This is a genomic window from Crossiella cryophila (assembly GCF_014204915.1).
Lineage (GTDB): Bacteria > Actinomycetota > Actinomycetes > Mycobacteriales > Pseudonocardiaceae > Crossiella > Crossiella cryophila.
Window position 1 is genome coordinate 3,807,501 of the sequence record NZ_JACHMH010000001.1, and the last position, 14,067, is coordinate 3,821,567.

10 protein-coding genes and 2 rRNA genes (1 of these 12 cut by a window edge) are annotated in these 14,067 nt (G+C 68.0%); 10 read left to right on the top strand and 2 right to left on the bottom strand.

The window, feature by feature from the left end:
* The 3 genes from HNR67_RS17145 to HNR67_RS17155 all read left to right on the top strand — a co-directional run.
* A 23S ribosomal RNA gene (locus tag HNR67_RS17145) occupies positions 1-2,538 on the top strand; it begins 574 nt to the left of the window's first position.
* An 89-nt stretch (positions 2,539-2,627) separates the two neighbouring features.
* Positions 2,628-2,744 (top strand): 5S ribosomal RNA (gene rrf, locus HNR67_RS17150).
* Positions 2,745-3,193: 449 nt separating this feature from the next.
* The gene (locus tag HNR67_RS17155; RefSeq protein ID WP_185003267.1) at positions 3,194-4,570 is read left to right on the top strand and encodes a GGDEF domain-containing protein; all 1,377 of its coding nucleotides are present in this window, start codon (positions 3,194-3,196) and stop codon (positions 4,568-4,570) included.
* 185 nt (positions 4,571-4,755) lie between these two features.
* Here the strand turns inward: HNR67_RS17155 and HNR67_RS17160 are convergent, their stop codons facing one another.
* Positions 4,756-5,295, bottom strand: coding sequence for a hypothetical protein (locus HNR67_RS17160; RefSeq protein ID WP_185003268.1), 540 nt, complete (start codon positions 5,293-5,295; stop codon positions 4,756-4,758).
* A gap of 138 nt (positions 5,296-5,433) precedes the next feature.
* Here HNR67_RS17160 and HNR67_RS17165 point away from each other — a divergent pair, with 138 nt between their 5' ends.
* The 7 genes from HNR67_RS17165 to HNR67_RS17195 are packed head-to-tail and all read left to right on the top strand — an operon-like array spanning position 5,434 to position 12,545.
* Positions 5,434-6,939: an ABC transporter substrate-binding protein gene (locus tag HNR67_RS17165; protein ID WP_185003269.1), complete on the top strand. Its 1,506-nt coding sequence runs from the start codon at positions 5,434-5,436 to the stop codon at positions 6,937-6,939.
* An 8-nt stretch (positions 6,940-6,947) separates the two neighbouring features.
* A complete protein-coding gene (locus tag HNR67_RS17170; RefSeq protein ID WP_185010753.1) occupies positions 6,948-7,895 on the top strand; it encodes an ABC transporter permease in 948 nt (315 codons plus the stop codon).
* Entirely contained in the window at positions 7,892-8,719 is an 828-nt protein-coding gene (locus tag HNR67_RS17175; protein ID WP_185003270.1) for an ABC transporter permease, read from the top strand. The genes HNR67_RS17170 and HNR67_RS17175 overlap by 4 nt, the downstream gene beginning before the upstream one ends.
* The gene (locus HNR67_RS17180) at positions 8,716-9,540 is read left to right on the top strand and encodes an ABC transporter ATP-binding protein (RefSeq protein WP_185003271.1); all 825 of its coding nucleotides are present in this window, start codon (positions 8,716-8,718) and stop codon (positions 9,538-9,540) included. The genes HNR67_RS17175 and HNR67_RS17180 overlap by 4 nt, the downstream gene beginning before the upstream one ends.
* The gene (locus HNR67_RS17185) at positions 9,533-10,342 is read left to right on the top strand and encodes an ATP-binding cassette domain-containing protein (RefSeq protein ID WP_185003272.1); all 810 of its coding nucleotides are present in this window, start codon (positions 9,533-9,535) and stop codon (positions 10,340-10,342) included. Before HNR67_RS17180 ends, HNR67_RS17185 begins: the two co-directional genes overlap by 8 nt.
* A 26-nt stretch (positions 10,343-10,368) precedes the next feature.
* A complete protein-coding gene (locus tag HNR67_RS17190; protein ID WP_185003273.1) occupies positions 10,369-11,142 on the top strand; it encodes an SDR family NAD(P)-dependent oxidoreductase in 774 nt (257 codons plus the stop codon).
* A 14-nt stretch (positions 11,143-11,156) separates the two neighbouring features.
* The gene (locus HNR67_RS17195) at positions 11,157-12,545 is read left to right on the top strand and encodes an amidase (RefSeq protein ID WP_185003274.1); all 1,389 of its coding nucleotides are present in this window, start codon (positions 11,157-11,159) and stop codon (positions 12,543-12,545) included.
* Here the strand turns inward: HNR67_RS17195 and HNR67_RS17200 are convergent.
* A complete protein-coding gene (locus HNR67_RS17200; RefSeq protein WP_185003275.1) occupies positions 12,542-13,876 on the bottom strand; it encodes a salicylate synthase in 1,335 nt (444 codons plus the stop codon). The genes HNR67_RS17195 and HNR67_RS17200 overlap by 4 nt on opposite strands.
* Positions 13,877-14,067: the final 191 nt, after the last annotated feature.

The window sequence follows — 14,067 nt, forward strand, 5'->3', positions numbered from 1 at the left end:
GGAGGGGAGTGAAAGAGTACCTGAAACCGTGTGCTTACAATCCGTCAGAGCCTTCGGGTGATGGCGTGCCTTTTGAAGAATGAGCCTGCGAGTTAGTGGTGCGTGGCGAGGTTAACCCGTGTGGGGTAGCCGTAGCGAAAGCGAGTCTGAATAGGGCGAAATAGTCGCGTGCTCTAGACCCGAAGCGGAGTGATCTACCCATGGCCAGGGTGAAGCGACGGTAAGACGTCGTGGAGGCCCGAACCCACCAGGGTTGAAAACCTGGGGGATGAGCTGTGGGTAGGGGTGAAAGGCCAATCAAACTCCGTGATAGCTGGTTCTCCCCGAAATGCATTTAGGTGCAGCGTCACATGTTTCACGCCGGAGGTAGAGCTACTGGATGGTCTAGGGGGCCTACAAGCTTACTGAAATCAGCCAAACTCCGAATGCCGGTGTGTGAAGTGTGGCAGTGAGACTGCGGGGGATAAGCTTCGTAGTCGAGAGGGAAACAGCCCAGAACACCGGCTAAGGCCCCTAAGTGTGCGCTAAGTGGGAAAGGATGTGGGGTCGCTCAGACAACCAGGAGGTTGGCTTAGAAGCAGCCACCCTTTAAAGAGTGCGTAATAGCTCACTGGTCAAGTGGTTCCGCGCCGACAATGTAGCGGGGCTTAAGCGTACCGCCGAAGCCGTGTCATTCACACTATAGATCGGCTCCCGGGCTTGAACCGGGTGTCTAGTCGTGTGGATGGGTAGGGGAGCGTCGTGCATCCAGGGAAGCAGCCGCGTGAGCGAGTTGTGGAGGGTGTGCGAGTGAGAATGCAGGCATGAGTAGCGATTGCAGAGTGAGAACCTCTGCCGCCGGATGACCAAGGGTTCCTGGGCCAGGTTAATCCGCCCAGGGTAAGTCGGGACCTAAGGCGAGGCCGACAGGCGTAGTCGATGGACAACGGGTTGATATTCCCGTACCCGTGTGGATGCGCCCATGGTGAGGCGAGGGATACTAACCACCCGAGCGAAGTGGATCCTTCGGGAGAAACTGAGTGAGCGTGGGACCTGATCTCGTAGTAGTCAAGCGATGGGGTGACGCAGGAAGGTAGCTCCGCCAGTGAGTGGTAGTACTGGTGTAAGCGTGTAGGCCGGGTGATAGGCAAATCCGTCATCCATTAAGGCTGAGACGTGATGCGTAGCCGATTGAGGCGAAGTAGAGTGATCCTATGCTGCCGAGAAAAGCCTCTAGTGAGTGTTCACGCGGCCCGTACCCCAAACCGACACAGGTGGTCAGGTAGAGAATACCGAGGCGTTCGGGTGAACTGTGGTTAAGGAACTCGGCAAAATGCCCCCGTAACTTCGGGAGAAGGGGGGCCCGCTGACTTGAAGCTCTTTACGGGCTAGGGTTGGTTGGCCGCAGAGACCAGGGAGAAGCGACTGTTTACTAAAAACACAGGTCCGTGCGAAGTCGCAAGACGATGTATACGGACTGACGCCTGCCCGGTGCTGGAACGTTAAGGGGACCGGTTAGTCACACTTGTGTGGCGAAGCTGAGAACTTAAGCGCCAGTAAACGGCGGTGGTAACTATAACCATCCTAAGGTAGCGAAATTCCTTGTCGGGTAAGTTCCGACCTGCACGAATGGCGTAACGACTTCTCCGCTGTCTCAACCACAGGCCCGGTGAAATTGCATTACGAGTAAAGATGCTCGTTACGCGCGGCAGGACGGAAAGACCCCGGGACCTTTACTATAGCTTGGTATTGGTGTTTGGTTCGGCTTGTGTAGGATAGGTGGGAGACTGTGAAGCTGCGACGCTAGTTGTGGTGGAGTCATCGTTGAAATACCACTCTGGTCGTACTGGATATCTAACCTCGGACCGTGATCCGGTTCAGGGACAGTGCCTGGTGGGTAGTTTAACTGGGGCGGTTGCCTCCCAAAGGGTAACGGAGGCGCCCAAAGGTTCCCTCAGCCTGGTTGGCAATCAGGTGTTGAGTGTAAGTGCACAAGGGAGCTTGACTGTGAGACTGACGGGTCGAGCAGGGACGAAAGTCGGGACTAGTGATCCGGCACTGGCTTGTGGAAGCGGTGTCGCTCAACGGATAAAAGGTACCCCGGGGATAACAGGCTGATCTTGCCCAAGAGTCCATATCGACGGCATGGTTTGGCACCTCGATGTCGGCTCGTCGCATCCTGGGGCTGGAGTAGGTCCCAAGGGTTGGGCTGTTCGCCCATTAAAGCGGCACGCGAGCTGGGTTTAGAACGTCGTGAGACAGTTCGGTCCCTATCCGCCGCGCGCGTTGGAGACTTGAGGAAGGCTGTCCCTAGTACGAGAGGACCGGGACGGACGAACCTCTGGTGTGCCAGTTGTTCTGCCAAGGGCATGGCTGGTTGGCTACGTTCGGAAGGGATAACCGCTGAAGGCATCTAAGCGGGAAGCCTGTTTCGAGATGAGGTCTCCCACCCTCTTGAAGGGTTAAGGCCCCCTATAGACGATGGGGTTGATAGGCCCGAGATGGAAGCCTAGTAATAGGTGGAGTTGACGGGTACTAATAGGCCGAGGGCTTGCTCACAAAGTTGCTACGCGTCCACTGTGTGGTTCTGAAAGAACCAACCTGGCACACCTGAGTGTGTGTTGATGGTTTGTGTTTTTTCATAGTGTTTCGGTGGTTATGGCGGAGGGGAAACGCCCGGTCCCATTCCGAACCCGGAAGCTAAGTCCTCCAGCGCCGATGGTACTGCATGCGTGAGCGTGTGGGAGAGTAGGACGCCGCCGAACTAAATTTGAGAAGGCTTCCGGCCTCGTGGGTTCGCCCCGGGGCCGGAAGCTTTTTCGCATTTTGGCGTTGTTCAGTGCCCTTTAGTGCATTGAATTCATTGACCGAAAATCGCAGAGTGCATGTTGCACATTGCCGGTCAAGGGTGCCGTTGTCACCCGATCAGGTCGACAGTTCTGGCGGCTATTACTACAGTGGTCCGGTCCCTGCATATCCGCCGCATTAGTCGACAGCGGGAGCAATGGCCGCGCGAACGTTCCGTGTGCTGACCACGACGACCCTGGTCGGGTTGTCGTTGCTGGTGGTCGTCACCAGTTCGGGGATCTTGTCCCCCTGGGCGTCGATGATCACGGACAAGGCGTTTCAGCTGGTAGCGGCCTTGTTCGCAGTGTTCGGGTACTCCTGGACCGCTCGGGGGCGGACCGGGGTGGGCCGGCGGTGGCGGAACTGGATGGCCGCGGCGAGCGTCGGGCTGGCCTTCGGGCTGGCGGCGCTGACCGTGGGCTCGATGGTCGGGATGACCCGGACAATCGCGATTGTCGCCTCGGCCGCCTTTGTCATCGCGCCATTGCTGTCCATGGCCGGCGTGGTCGAACTGGCCCGCGGCGAGCATTCCGAGGTGGCCGCGCCGGTGGCACGGCGGCGCTACGGCGGGGCGATGCTGCTGGTGGACGCGCTGATCATCCTCGGCTCGCTGGCCTTCCTGTTCTGGGTGGCCTCGGCCATCCCCAGCGGGGCGCCGCGCTCCTGGTTCAGCAGTGGTCCCGGCATGATCACCCTGCTGGTGCACCCGGCCGCCTATGTGGTGCTGCTCGGCGTGGTCGCCACCCTGTCCCGGGTCCGGCAGACCGCGCGGCAGCTCCCGGTGGTCTTCCTCAGCGTGGCCTTCGCCTGCCAGTCCGCCTCCGGCTGGCTGTTCGCCTACCTGATCTCCAAGGGCACCGGGCATGTGCCGCCGATCGCGGACGCCGGTTTCATGGCGGGCACCCTGATCTTCGCGCTGGCGCCGTGGGCGCCGGTGGACCGCGGGCCTGCGGGGCGGGACTCGGGCCGGTTGCAGGCCGGGGACTACCTGCACCTGGTGGTGCCGTACGTGCCGCTGGTGATCACCGGCGTGTTCATCGCGATCGGCACCGCACTGGGCATCCAACTGGGGATGTGGCAGGTCTACCTGGGACTGTTCTGCGTCGGGCTGATCATGGTGCGCCAGCTGCTGACCTCAGCGGACAACATGCGACTGCTCAAACGCCTGCAGGACAGCCAGCGGCAGCTCGAATACCAGGCCTACCACGACTCGCTCACCGGGCTGGCCAACCGGGTCGTCTTCCGGGACCGGCTCAGCGGGGCGATCCGCAGCCGGATCGACGAGCATCGGCCGCTGATGCTGCTGTTCATCGACGTGGACGACTTCAAGGCTGTCAATGACAGGTTCGGACATGCCGCGGGCGACGCGGTATTGCGCGCGGTCGGCGAACGGCTGCGCGGCTGCGTGGTCGCCACGGACACGGTGGCGCGGCTGGGCGGGGACGAGTTCGGGGTGCTGCTCGACGGCACCGACCACCCGCCGGAAGAGGTCGGCGAGCGGGTGCTGTCCGCGTTGCAGGTGCCGTACGCGATCGCCGGGCAGCAGCACGTGGCCAGGGCGAGCATCGGCGTGGTGTGCCTGACCGTGTTCGAGCACGACCTGACCGCGGACAAGCTGCTCGGCCTGGCCGACGCGGCGATGTACTCGGCCAAGCGCCGCGGCAAGGGGCGGCTCATCGTGCACGGCACCGGGGTAGAGGTCACCGCGACCGCGACGCACCGGCCACTGGGCATCGGCGGCTGACCGCGCGAGGCGGCCGGGGCTATGGCGGCTGGTCGCCTCGCGGCCGCGGGGCAATGTCGGCTGGTCGCACGCGGCCGCGGGACAATGGCAGCTGGTCGCACGCCGCCGCTGGGCAATGTCGGCTGGCATCGCGAGGCGGCCGGGGCGAGCGCGGCTGACCGCGGCGGGTGTGGGCGGGAACTGGGTCAGCAACCTCCGAGGTTCACCCGGAACGGGTCCAGCGAACCCATCGGCACCGAATCGCCCGGCTGGTACAGCTCCACCGTCCGCTGTGATCGGAACGGCTCGCTGACCGGCGGGAACGTCCGGGCGCGGCCGACCAGCTGCAACGGGGTCGAGGTCCGCAGGTGCAGGGCCCGGCCCGAACCGGGGGAACGCTCGATGTCCACCGCGCAGTGCAGGAACAGGGCGCTCACGCCGGGAGCCTCGGTGCCGCCGGTGTCCACCAGGCTGGTGGGGGCCGAGTCCGGTTCGGTTCGGGTGATGGTCACCTTGCCGAGTTGCGGATGATCGGCCAGCAGGTGGAAGCCCAGGACGCGGAGCCGGCTGCGGCCGTCGACAGAGGCCTCGGCGCGCAGGCGCAGGCCGCCGGAGAAGAACAACAGGACCGGGCGGTGGCCGAGTTGCAGGCCGACCCGGGGTGCGAAGGCCAGTAGCGGCACCTCGGTGCCGGGCTTCGGCGGTGTGGACCGCCGGGCGAGCTGTACTGGTGCGTTGCCCTCCACGTTCGAACCTCCCTACCCCAGTACTGACAACGCGTTCTCTGCGCAAGCTAACCCGGGATGACACACACCACCGGACTCAGTGCGGATTTGCACCCGTTGGGGGCGGCCAACGGTCGGTGAAAGCCGTAGTGTGCCGACATGCGACGATCATCCAGCGGACTGCGCGCGGTCGCGTCGCTTCTCGTCCTCAGCGTCGTTTTCACCGGATGTTCGGCGGGTGAACGTGCCGTCGCACCGGCCGATCCGAACACCGTGAGCATCGGTTTCACCGCTGAGCCGCAGAACTTCGACTTCACCAGGACCGACGGGGCCGCCATCCCACAGGTGTTGCTCGGCAACGTCTACGAGGGTCTGGTCAAGCGGGACGAGGGGGGCCGGATCGCGGCGGGACTGGCCGAATCGTGGACGGTGAGTCCCGATCGGACGGTCTACGACTTCCGACTGAGGCCGAATGTCCGCTTCGCGAACGGGGCGCCGTTCAGCGCCGAGGACGTGAAGTTCAGCCTGGAGCGGGTACGCACCGACTGGGCGGTCTCCCTCAAGTCCACAATGGACGTTCTACGCCAGGTCGAGGTGGTCTCCCCGCTGCACGCCAGGGTGGTGCTGAGCAGGCCGAGCAACGGCTGGCTGTTCGCCATGACCGGGCGGGTGGGCGCGATGTTCTCCCCGACCGGCGTCAACGAGCTGGGCACCCGGCCGGTGGGCACCGGACCGTATGAGGTGTTCTCCCGGACCAGGGGCGATTCCATCGTGCTGCGGGCCCGCGAGGGCTACTGGGGAGCGCGGCCGACCTACACCACCGTGGCGCTGAAGTACTTCCGCGATCCGACCGCGCTGAACAACGCGCTGCTGAGCAACGGCATCGACGTGATCGCCACCGTCGGCGCGCCGGACTCGATCCCGCAGTTCACCCAGGACCGCCGGTTCACCGTGCTGGAGGGCACCACCAACGGCGAGGTGGTGCTGTCCTTCAACAACCGCCGCGCGCCGCTGTCGGATGTGCGGGTGCGCCGGGCACTGACCCACGCCATCGACCGGGCCGCGTTGCTGCGACTGGCCTGGGCCGGGCGAGGGGTGCTGATCGGCAGCATGGTCCCACCGACCGATCCCTGGTTCGAGGACCTCACCGGCGTCACGCCCTACGATCCGGACCAGGCGCGGAAACTGCTGCGCGAGGCCGGGGTGAGCGGGCTGAACCTGACCCTGCGCATCCCGAACCTGCCCTACGCCATCTCCTCCGCCCAGGTGATCAAGTCCTACCTCGACAAGGTCGGCGTGACCGTGGGCATCGAGCCGGTGGACTTCCCCTCGGTGTGGCTCAAGCAGGTCTTCACCGAACACGACTTCGACCTGTCCATCGTGCAGCACGTCGAGGCCCGCGACATCGACAGCTTCGGCAACCCCAACTACTACTGGGGCTACGACAACCCGGCCGTGCGCACCCTGCTGGACCGGGCCGACCAGGTCGACCCGGACACCCAGAACCGGCTGATGCGGGAGGCGGCCCGGACCATCGCCACGGACGCCGCCGCCTGCTGGCTGTTCGTCTTCCCCAACCTGGTGGTGGCCAGGACCAAGGTGACCGGGCTGCCGCGCAACGAGATCGGCGAGTCCTTCGAGTTCGCCCGGCTGGGCAGGCAGTGACCGCGGCGATGCTGCCGCGACTGGCCCGGCGTACGGCGATCCTGCTGGTCAGCACGCTGATCGCGTCCGTGGTGGTGTTCGCCTTCCTGGCCCTGCTGCCCGGTGATCCGGCCCAGGTGGCGCTGGGTCTGAGTGCCTCGCCCGAGCTGCTCGAACAGACCCGGCGCGAGTTCGGCACCGACCGGCCGCCGCTCACCCAGTACCTGGACTGGCTCGGCGGGTTCGTCACCGGCGAGTTCGGCCGCTCCTACGTGACCAGGGAACCGATCGGCCCGCAGCTGATGGACCGGCTCGGCGTGACGATGTGGCTGGTCGGGGCCGGGATGCTGGTGGCGCTGCTGATCGCGGTGCCTGCCGGGGTGTACGCGGCGATGGCACGGCGGCGGGCCGGTGGGGTCGCGGTGTCCTGGCTGAGCCAGCTCGGCCTGGCCGTGCCCGGGTTCATCGCGGGCATCCTGCTGGTGCAGCTCTTCGCGGTGCGCTGGCAGCTGCTGCCGGCCGGCGGCTGGACGCCGCCGGTGCGGGATCCACTGGAATTCCTGCGTGGACTGGTGCTGCCCGCGCTGGCCCTCGGGCTGGTGCAGGGCGCGGTGCTGACCAGGTACGTGCGCTCCGCGGTGCTGGATGTGTCCACAGAGGACTATCTGCGCACGGCGCGGGCGAAGGGGCACACCAGGTTCAGCGCGCTGCTGCGGCACGGGCTGCGCAACGCCGCCGGGCCGGTGCTCACCGTGCTCGGCCTCCAGCTCACCACGCTGCTGATCGGCGCGGTGGTGGTGGAGCGGGTGTTCGTGCTGCCGGGGCTGGGCAGCCTGCTGCTGGACGGGGTCGCGGCCAGGGACCTGCTGGTGGTGCAGAACGTGGTGATGGTGCTGGTGTGCGCGGTGCTGCTGGTCAACTTCGCGGTGGACGTGCTGCACACGGTGCTCAACCCTCGGCTGCGGCAGGCCACGTGAGCGCGCGCCAGGGCCGCTCGGCCAGCCTGTGGGCCGGGACCGTCCTCATCGGACTCGTGGGCTGCGCCGCGCTGCTGTCGCTGCTGTGGACCCCGCACGACCCGACGCTGGTGGACGCCACGCTGCGGCTGACCGGGCCCGGCCCGGAGTACTGGCTGGGCACCGACCGGTTCGGCCGCGACATCGTCAGCCAGCTCATGATCGGCGCGCAGACCACGCTGCTGATCGGACTGGTCTCGGTGGGCGCGGCGGCGCTGATCGGCACCCCGCTCGGCGTGCTGGCCGCACTCGGGCCCGGCTGGCTGGACGAGCTGGTGATGCGGGCCAACGACCTGCTGCTGGCCTTCCCGACCCTGTTGCTGGCCATCATGTTCGGCGCCGTCTTCGGTGCGGACACCTCCACCGCGATGATCGCCATCGGCATCGCCACCGTGCCCGGGTTCGCCCGGATCGCCAGGGCGGCCACCGCGCAGGTGCGCTCGGCGGAGTTCGTGCTGGCCGCGCGGGCCGCCGGGCGCGGGCGGACCGGGATCGCGGTGCGGCACGTGCTGCCCAACATCGGCGGCCTGGTCATCGTGCAGGGCTCGGTGTCCTTCGCGATCGCGGTGCTGGCCGAGGCCGCCCTGTCCTACCTGGGCTTCGGCACCCGGCCGCCGACGCCGAGCTGGGGCCGGATGCTGCAGGAGTCCCAGGAACTGCTGTCGGTGGAACCGCGGCTGGCGGTGGCGCCCGGGATCGCGATCGCGGTGGCGGTGCTGGGGTTCAACCTGCTCGGCGACGGGTTGCGGGACCGGTTCGACCCTCGGCTGGTGAGTCGGTCATGAGTGTGCTGAGCGTGGCGGAGCTGACCGTGTCCACTGCGCATCGCGCGCTGGTGCGCGGGGTGTCCTTCGAGGTGGCGCGGGGCGAGCGGGTCGGCTTGATCGGCGAGTCCGGGTCCGGCAAGACGATGACCGCGGCCGCGGTGATGGGGCTGCTGCCCGAGGGCGTGCGGGCCACCGGGTCGGTGCGACTGTCCGGAGTGGACGGTGACCTGCTCCGGCTGCGGGAGCGGGAACTGGCCAGGGTGCGCGGGCGGCGGATGGCCATGGTCTTCCAGGAACCGATGACCGCGCTCAACCCGGCCATGCGGGTGGGCAGGCAGGTCGCCGAGGCGATGACCCTGCACCGCACCAGGACCCGCCGCGCGGCCAAGGCGGCCGCGGTGGAGTTGCTGGACCAGGTGCGGCTGCCCGATCCGGAGATCACCGCGCGGGCCTACCCGCACGAGCTGTCCGGCGGGCAGCGGCAGCGGGTGCTGCTGGCGATGGCCCTTGCCAACGACCCCGAGGTGCTGATCTGCGATGAGCCGACCACCGCGCTGGACGTCACCGTGCAGGCCAAGCTGCTCAAACTGATCCGCGCGGTGACCGAGGAACGTGGCACCGCGCTGCTGTTCATCACGCACGACCTGGCCGTGGTCGCCGACATGTGCGAGCGGGTGCTGGTCATGCACGGCGGCCGGGTGGTCGACGCGGGCCCGCTGCCCGGCCTGTTCACCAGCCCGCGCCACCCCTACACCCAGGGCCTGCTGGCAGCATCCGACCTGGAGAAACTCGACGAGCACGGGAAACTGCGCACGATCACCTGGAATGGCGATGACTGAACCCCTCATCCAGGTCCGCGGGCTGCACCGCACCTACCGGCGGACCCGCACCTCGCTGCTGCGGTCCGGCGCCGAGATCCCGGCACTGCGCGAGCTGTCCTTCGACATCGCCGCCGGGCAGCGCTTCGGCGTGGTCGGCGAATCAGGGTCGGGCAAGTCCACGCTGGTCCGGCTGCTGGCCGCGCTGGACAAACCCACCGCAGGGTCGATCCGGTTCCAGGGCAAGGAGATCACCGGACTGCCCGAACGGCGGCTCGGGTTCCTGCGCCGGGAACTGCAATTGGTGTTCCAGGACCCGATGGGCTCGCTCAACCCCCGGCTGCGGGTCGGCGACATCATCAGCGAACCCCTGGTGGTGCAAGGCATCCCCGGCCGGAAGGAACGGGTGGCCGAGTTGCTGGCCGCGGTCGGGCTGCCGGTGGACGCCGCCGACGGGTATCCGCATCAGTTCTCCGGTGGGCAGCGGCAGCGGATCTCCATCGCCCGCGCGCTCGCGCCCAAGCCCAGCGTGCTGATCGCGGACGAGCCGGTCAGCGCCCTGGACGTCTCGGTGCGGGCGCAGATCCTCAACCTGCTCGACGACCTGGTCCGCCAGTACGCGCTGACCCTGGTGTTCGTCTCGCACGACCTCGGCGTGGTGCGGCACGTCTGCGACACCGTGGCCGTGCTGCGCCGCGGCGAACTCGTCGAGCTGGGACCGGTGGCGACGGTCTACGGCGCGCCCCAACAGGACTACACCGCAGGGCTGATCGCCGCCGCGCCGAGCCTGGCGCGGTCGCTGGCCCGGTTCGACCCAGAGTGATTCGGCCAGAGTGAGGAGTGTCCACAATGGACTATTCGAGCCTGTTCCGGTTGGACGGCAAGACCGCCGTGGTGCTCGGCGGCGGCAGCGGCATCGGCCGTGAGTCCGCACGGGCACTGGCCGCGCACGGCGCGAAAGTCGTGTGCGCGGACTACAACCAGGTCACCGCAAGGGAAACCGCCGAACTGATCGGCCCGGCCGCCAGCGCGGTCCAGCTCGACGTGCTGGACTCCGACGCGCTGGCCAAGGCCGCGGCCAGCCTCGGTCAGATCGACATCGTGGTGCTCACCGCAGCGGTCAACGTGCGCAAACGGCTGCTGGACTACACCCGCGCCGAATTCGACCGGGTGATCGCGCTGAACCTGACCGCCACCTTCGAGGTGGTGCGGGCCTTCGGCGGGGCCATGGTCGAACGCGGCAGCGGCAGCATCATCGCCTTCTCCTCCATCCGCGCGGTCACCGTGGAACCGGGGCAGGGCGCCTACGCCGCGACCAAGGCCGGCATGGTGCAGCTGCTGCGCACCGCGGCCGCGGAGTTCGGGCCCGCCGGGGTGCGGGTGAACGCGATCGCGCCCGGCGTGGTGGAGACCCCGCTGACCCAGCAGATCAAGAACAGTCCCGAGTGGTACCAGGCGTACGCCGACAAGAACGCGCTCGGCCGATGGGCCAAACCGCAGGAGCTGGCCGGGGCGGTGGTGTACCTGGCCTCGGAGGCGGCCAGCTACGTCACCGGCGCGGTGCTCAGCGTGGACGGCGGCTGGACCGCCGTCGACGGCCGCTTCGACCCGCCGGCGAGCTGAGAGGAAACCCCGGTATGGCAACGGAACTACCCGACCTGACCGCCGTCGAACTCCTTGCGGGCTACCGCTGCGGGGAGCTGTCCCCGGTGGCGGTGACCGAGGCGGTGCTCGCCCGGATCGGCGCCAGGGAACCCGATATCCAGGCCCTCTACCACCCCGACCCGGCCACCGCGCTGGCCCAGGCCAAGGCCGCCGAACAGCGCTGGCGACGTGGTGAACCACGCGGTGCGCTGGACGGCGTGCCGGTCACCATCAAGGAGAACATCGCCACCGAGGGCGTGCCGGTGCCGCTGGGCACCGCGGCCACCGATCTGGTGCCCGCGCCGGTGGACGCGCCGCCCGCGGCCCGGCTGCGCGAGGCGGGCGCGGTGTTCCTGGCCAAGACCACCATGCCGGACTTCGGCATGCTCACCTCCGGCCTGTCCAGCTTCCACCCGCTCACCCGCAACCCGTGGCGGCTGGACCGCAACCCCGGCGGCTCCAGCGCCGGCGCCGCCGCGGCGGCCGCGGCCGGGTACGGGCCACTGCACGTGGGCACCGACATCGGCGGCTCCATCCGGCTGCCGGCCGGGCTGTGCGGACTCGTCGGGCACAAGCCGAGTTTCGGGCGGGTGCCGGTGGATCCGCCGTTCCTGGGCCGGGTCGCCGGGCCGATCACCCGCACCGTGGCCGACGCCGCGCTGCTGATGTCCGTGCTCGCCCAGCCCGACGACCGCGACTACTGGAGCCTGCCGCCCGAACAGCTCCCGTGGCAGCAGCTCGACATCGAGGTCAAGGGCCTGCGGATCGGGTTGCAGGAGGAGGCGGGCGCCGGACTGCCGGTCGAAGCCGAGGTCCTGGCCGCGGTGCGGGCCGCCGCGGCGGCCTTCGAGGCGGCCGGGGCGATCGTCACCCCGGTGCGGCCCTTCCTCACCCAGGAGGTCCTGGACGGGCTCGATCGGTTCTGGCGCACCAGGTTCGCCGCCGACCTGGCCGGGTGGCCGGAAGAGCGGATCGCGAAGATCCTGCCCTACATCAGGGACTGGGTGTTCGACGGGTCCGAAGTGGACAGTCTGGCGGTGTACCGCGGCTTCGCCCAGATGGACGTGATGAGCGCCGCGGCCACCAGGGCCTTCCGCGAGTACGACTTCGTGCTCAGCCCGGTCTGCCCGGTGGTCTCCTTCGGCGCCGAACAGGCATCACCGGTGGATGATCCGGCCAAACCGTTCGAGCACATCGGGTTCACCGTGCCGTTCAACATGTCCGGGCAGCCCTCGCTCTCGCTCAACGCGGGTTACAGCGCGGACGGGTTGCCGATCGGCGTGCAGATCACCGGCAAGCGCTTCGACGACCTCGGGGTGCTGCGACTGGCCCGCGCGTTCGAGCAGCTGCGGCCGCCGCAGCGGCCCTGGCCGGTGGGCTAGTCCCCGCGCACCAGGTGCGGGGACACGCTGCGCAGCTTCTCGCAGGTCTCCTCCAGCTCGCGGTCCGGATCCGACTGCTCGATGATGCCGGCCCCGGCACGCAGCCAGGTCCGGCCCGCGCGCTGGAACACCGTGCGCAGCACCAGCGCCGCGTCCAGGGTGCCCTCGCTGTCCGCACGGAACACCGCGCCGGAGTACAGGCCACGCGGCTCGGACTCGTGCCGGGCGATGGTCTCGTAGGCCGCGCGCTTGGGCACGCCGCTGGCGGTGACCGCGGGGAACAACGCGGCGAAGGCTCCCCAGGGGCCCTCGCCCGCGGGCAGTTCGCCGGTCACCGTGGAGGCCAGGTGCTGGGCGCTGCCACGCTTCTTCACCGACATGAACCCGTGCACGTCCACGCTGCCAGGGCGGCACAGCTCGGCCAGCTCGTCGTGCGCGACCTTCACCGAGATCGCGTGCTCGTAGATCTCCTTGCTGTCCTGCAACAGGTCCTGCTCCAGCCGCTGGTCCTCCTCGGCCGAACCGGTCAGCGCCCTGGTGCCGGCCAGCGGCTGGGTGGTGACCCGGCCGTGCGCGTCCACCTCCAGGACCGTCTCCGGGCTGAACCCGGCCGCGCGCACGCCACCCAGGTCGAGCAGGAAGGACCGGGCCGGGGTGTTGCGGCGGCGGCCGACCAGGTAGGTGCCTGCCAGGTCCACCGGCTGCTCCACCGGGACGACTCTGGAGAGGATGACTTTCTGCAGGCGGCCCGCGCGGATCTCCTCGATCGCGCCCGCGACCGCGGTCCGGTACTGCTCCGCGCCCGCCTCGCCCAGCTCCACCGGCACCGGCTGGTAGGCGGGTTCGGCCACCGGTTCGGCCAGCAGTGCGGCGACCTTGGCCAGCAGCACCGGATCGGTGCCGGTGACCACCGCGGAACCCTCGGACAGCCGGGCCTCCACGGTCGGGATCACCAGGTGGAGCAACGGATCCTCGCCCACCTGGTCCAGCAGGCCCGCGTGCGCGTAGGCGAACTCGAACCCGGCCCAGCCGTAGGCGCGCCAGCCGGTGAAGGGGAGTTGGGCGAGCAGCTCGTCGATGCGTTCCAGCGGGGTGCGCTGCCAGGGCAGGGTGCGGTGTAACTCGCCCGCGACCAAGGTGATCTCGGTGCGGGTGACGGTGATCCGGGCCGCCGCGCCCAATGCCACCGCGAACTCGCCGGAGCGCTCGTAGAGCACGTGCGTCTCGCTCAGTCCCGCCTCGGTCAGCCGGGTCGCCACCAGCAGTGGATCGGCCAGCAGATCGACCGTGCGCTGCTCGTTGTCCTGTCTGGCTGGCGCTTCGAGCGGCACCGGCGTCCTCCACCACTCAAGATCGGACAGTTCTGGTAGGCAACGCTAACTTAGGTTAGGCTAAACACCTAGCCTGGGCGGGGCGACTGTGTCGTGCGCGGCATCTGGGCGTTGTGAACTTGACAGGGGCCCGTCTGATTGTTTCGGTAAGGCTAACCTAAGTTTCCAGTGCCGTGGCTCGGCAGTGAAGG

What these genes read in the sequence shown, in the direction of transcription:
- HNR67_RS17180 (WP_185003271.1), top strand. Translation starts at nt 8,716, where the DNA reads ATGAGTGTGCTGAGCGTGGCGGAGCTGACCGTGTCCACTGCGCATCGC.
- HNR67_RS17155 (WP_185003267.1), top strand. Translation starts at nt 3,194, where the DNA reads ATGGCCGCGGCGAGCGTCGGGCTGGCCTTCGGGCTGGCGGCGCTGACC.
- HNR67_RS17195 (WP_185003274.1), top strand. Translation starts at nt 11,157, where the DNA reads ATGGCAACGGAACTACCCGACCTGACCGCCGTCGAACTCCTTGCGGGC.
- HNR67_RS17190 (WP_185003273.1), top strand. Translation starts at nt 10,369, where the DNA reads ATGGACTATTCGAGCCTGTTCCGGTTGGACGGCAAGACCGCCGTGGTG.
- HNR67_RS17165 (WP_185003269.1), top strand. Translation starts at nt 5,434, where the DNA reads ATGCGACGATCATCCAGCGGACTGCGCGCGGTCGCGTCGCTTCTCGTC.
- HNR67_RS17170 (WP_185010753.1), top strand. Translation starts at nt 6,948, where the DNA reads ATGCTGCCGCGACTGGCCCGGCGTACGGCGATCCTGCTGGTCAGCACG.
- HNR67_RS17185 (WP_185003272.1), top strand. Translation starts at nt 9,533, where the DNA reads ATGACTGAACCCCTCATCCAGGTCCGCGGGCTGCACCGCACCTACCGG.